General features: G+C 56.7%; 3 protein-coding genes. All 3 read right to left on the reverse strand.

Annotated features, from left to right (window positions below):
- Nucleotides 1-24: 24 nt before the first annotated feature.
- On the reverse strand, nucleotides 25-975 hold the full coding sequence (locus tag FN633_RS12570; protein ID WP_154057932.1) for a glycoside hydrolase family 43 protein: 951 nt from the start codon (nucleotides 973-975) through the stop codon (nucleotides 25-27).
- Entirely contained in the window at nucleotides 975-2,381 is a 1,407-nt protein-coding gene (locus FN633_RS12575; RefSeq protein WP_154057933.1) for a glycoside-pentoside-hexuronide (GPH):cation symporter, read from the reverse strand. The genes FN633_RS12570 and FN633_RS12575 overlap by 1 nt, the downstream gene beginning before the upstream one ends.
- Before the next feature lie 175 nt (nucleotides 2,382-2,556).
- Nucleotides 2,557-3,933 carry an aromatic amino acid transporter AroP gene (gene aroP, locus FN633_RS12580; RefSeq protein WP_154057934.1) on the reverse strand — a complete coding sequence of 459 codons (1,377 nt, stop codon included), beginning with the start codon at nucleotides 3,931-3,933 and terminating at the stop codon, nucleotides 2,557-2,559.
- Nucleotides 3,934-4,153 lie beyond the last annotated feature (220 nt).

The raw sequence follows: 4,153 nt of genomic DNA on the forward strand, positions 1-4,153 counted from the left end.
GGGCGAACCGCCGCCGGGTGATTTTCAATAGCTATCCGCAGGCGGGACGCCAAAAATTGGCATGCCGTCGTTGTCCCACTGGATCAGCTTCAGGCGGGTATGACGGTTCGGATCGTAGAGCGGGTCGCCCTCAATCTCGGTGTAGTTCCGCGCATGGTAAACCAGCACGTCTTCGCCGTCCGTTGTACTGGTAAAACTGTTGTGGCCCGGGCCGTACTGTCGGTTGTCGTAGCTGGTGGTAAACACCGGCTGCGGTGACTTATGCCAGTTCTCCGGCTGGCGTGGATCGGCATCAATAGCGATCCACAGCAGGCCCAGACAGTAGTTCTCATCGGTGGCGCTGGCGGAGTAGGTGACAAACAGCCTGTCACCATGAGTAATCACCGCCGGTCCCTCGTTGACCAGAAAACCCCGACACTCCCACTCATACTCCGGCTTGCTGAGCATCACCGGGTCGCCCTTCAGCGTCCACGGGTTCTCCAGCTCCGCCAAGTAGATGTTTGAGTTGCCTGCAATATCGGGGGCTTTCTGTGCCCACAGATACCACTGTTTGCCCTGGTGGTTGAACGTCGTGGCATCCAGCGCAAAGGTATCAAACGGCGTCTGCACCTGCCCCTTCTCTGTCCAGCGCCCGGTTAGGGGATCGGCATCGGCACACTCCAGCACAAACATGCGGTGCTGGAACATATTCAGCGCGTCGAGATCGTGCGTATGGGTCGCGGCAAAGTAGATGTACCATTTTCCGTCAATCTGATGCAGCTCCGGGGCCCAGATCAATTGGCTCATCGGGCCGGTCTGCGGTTTACGCCATACCACCACCGGCTCGGCGTCGCGCAGCCCCTCCAGGGTAGTGGCGCGGCGGATCTCCAGCCGATCGTACTCCGGCACGGAGGCGATAAAGTAATACCCATCGCCGTGACGCAGAATGAACGGGTCGGCGCGTTGTTCAATAAAGGGATTTGGCCACTGGCGCATTATGCTTTCCTCACGTTGTCGCCTGTTGGAAGGTCGGTGCTGTCATTCAGCTCGCGGTAATTAATGCGGCGCTTCTCCAGGTCGGCCTGGATCTGCTGCATAAACGTGCGGTCGACCTTCAGCATACGCACGACCCCGGCGGTAATCAGGTAGCCGACGCCCGGAATAACGGTGAACAGCAGCATGATGCCGTTGATCGCCGTGGCGCTTTGTTGTTTCGCACCCGCATCGTAGCCGTACCAGGAGAGCAGGAAGCCTACCATCGCCCCGGCTACTGCCAGCCCGACTTTCAGGAAGAAGAGGTTACCAGAGAAGCTGATCCCGGTAATACGTTTCCCGGTCTTCCACTCGCCGTAGTCATCTACGTCTGCCATGAGTGACCAGTGCAGCGGGGAGGGGATCTGGTGAAGAATATTGAGCAGGAAGTAGAGCACCACGATCAGCACCGTCGCGTGAGGATCGAAGAAGTAGAACGCCCCAGAGAAGAGTGCCAGCGCAATGTTGGTCCAGAAAAACACTTTCAGCTTGCACCAGCGGTCAGTCAGCACTTTGGCGAGCATGCTGCCTATCATCATGCCTACAACCCCAAGGCTGATAAACAGCGTCGCGAAGTGGGTGCTCTGGCCCATAACCCAGGTGACATAGTACATGGTGGCGGCCATACGGATAAAACCGGGGCAGACGTTGCACAGGGTCAGCAGCAGAATGCGCACCCACTGGTCGTTTTTCCAGACGTCCCGCAGGTCTTTCTTCAGATCGTCATTGGTCTGCACCGCCGGACGGACGCGCTCGCGCACGGTAGCAAAACAGTAGAGGAACATGCACATGCCGATAAAGGCCAGCACCATCATCGCCATCTGATAGCCTTTGGCTTTGTCTTCCCCGCCGAACCACTCCGCCATCGGCAACAGCGTTAACGACAGCAGCAGCGTGGCGATGCCCACCAGCACGAAGCGGTATGACTGGCAGGCGACGCGCTCTTTGGGATCGTTGGTGATGACGCTGCCGAGAGAGCAGTAAGGGATATTAATGGCGGTATAGGTAATTGACAGCAGGAAGTAGGTGACGAAGGCATAGATAACCTTGCTATGGTAGCTCCAGTCCGGCGTGGTAAACATCAGCACGCTGAACACGGCGTAGGGCAGGGCGATCCACAGCAGCCAGGGGCGAAAACGGCCATATTTGCTTTTGGTACGGTCGGCCAGCGCCCCCATAATCGGGTCCGTTACCGCATCAATGACGCGGATAGAGAGCAGCAGCACCCCGACCAGCGCCGGTGCCAGACCAAATATGTCGGTATAAAAGTAGTTAACGAACAGCATGATAGCGCCGAAGATGATATTGCATCCGGCGTCGCCCATGCCGTAGCCGATCTTCTCTTTCACTGACAGCTTGTTATTGTCCATCGCGAAATCTCCCGTTGATATAGAAAGAGATTATTCGCTCGCTACGGAGTTTTTGCGTTACAAGATAGGGGCGCAGAGATGGACAAAACGGCTACGAAAGTGAATTTGTGAAGCGCCTTACAGTTTCACATCTACCCTGCCTCCCTGGATTTAGGAGGCAGGGCAGCGCGTGCGGTTAGTGTGCCTTAACCGGCTTTCCCGCTTTTTGCTGCTTGATGAAGTAACCCACGGCAAGGATGGCCACCCAGACCGGGATCAGCCAGACGGAGATCGCCATGCCAGGGGTGATCGCCATGATCACCAGCACCGCCGCCATGAACAGCAGGCAGATCCAGTTCCCCAGCGGGTAGAAGAGTGCCGGGAAGCGTGTCTTCACGCCCTGCTTGTCTTTGGCGCGGCGGAACTTCATGTGCGCCAGGCTGATCATCGCCCAGTTGATCACCAGCGCGGAGACCACCAGCGCCATCAGCAGGCCAAAGGCTTCGCCAGGGGCCAGGTAGTTAATCAGCACGCAGAGCGCGGTAAAGAGGGCGGAGGTGAGAATGGTCGCCACCGGTACGCCGCGTTTATCGACTTTCGCCAGCGCTTTAGGGGCGTTGCCCTGCTTCGCCAGGCCAAACAGCATCCGGCTGTTGCAGTAGACGCAGCTGTTATAGACCGACAGCGCGGCGGTTAAGACCACGACGTTGAGGGCATTAGCAACAAAGGTATCTCCCAGCTCGTGGAAGATCAGCACAAACGGGCTGGTGTCGGCGGTTACGCGCGTCCACGGCAGCAGTGAGAGCAGCACCGCCAGCGAGCCGATGTAGAAGATCAGGATCCGGTAGATAACCTGGTTAGTCGCTTTAGGAATGCTCACTTCCGGGTTATCCGCCTCGGCGGCGGTGATGCCCACCAGCTCCAGGCCGCCGAAGGAGAACATGATGATCGCCATCATCATCACCAGCCCGGTAAAGCCGTGGGGCAGGAAGCCACCCTGTTCCCAAAGGTTACGCACGGTAGCCTGCGGGCCTGCGCTATCGCTAAACAGCAGCCAGCCGCCGAAGAGGATCATGGCGACCACGGCAATAACTTTAATAATGGCGAACCAGAACTCCATCTCCCCGAACACTTTGACGTTGGTCAGGTTAATGGCGTTGATGATCACAAAGAAGGCCGCCGCCGATACCCAGGTGGGGATCTCCGGCCACCAGAACTGAATGTATTTCCCCACGGCGGTCAGCTCAGCCATCGCCACCAGCACGTAGAGCACCCAGTAGTTCCAGCCGGAGGCAAAGCCGGCAAACCCGCCCCAGTATTTGTAGGCGAAGTGGCTGAACGATCCGGCGACCGGCTCTTCAACCACCATTTCACCGAGCTGGCGCATAATTAAAAATGCGATAAAACCGGCGATGGCATAGCCGAGAATAATCCCTGGCCCTGCGGACTGAATAACGGATGCGCTGCCCAGAAACAGACCCGTCCCGATAGCTCCACCCAGCGCAATTAGCTGAATGTGGCGGTTTTTAAGGCCGCGCTTCAGCGTTTCACCGTGCTGTTGATCTTCCATCATGAAACCTCATATGTGGTTATTTTTTGTACGCTGTTGTGTGCGTGTACGTATAAAATTCCATTTTTGTATTTTTTTATTTACGTAAGCGGGATCTGAAATATCTGCCCATGTCTTTCGTAAGGCTCAGAATAGTGATAAGCGCGCGGGAATGCACCTGCTTTATGCAGGGGCGGCAGCGGGTTGGATGAAAAGAAAACATTTGTAAATTCACACCGCTTAC

This window comes from Pseudescherichia vulneris (assembly GCF_902164725.1).
Lineage (GTDB): Bacteria > Pseudomonadota > Gammaproteobacteria > Enterobacterales > Enterobacteriaceae > Pseudescherichia > Pseudescherichia vulneris.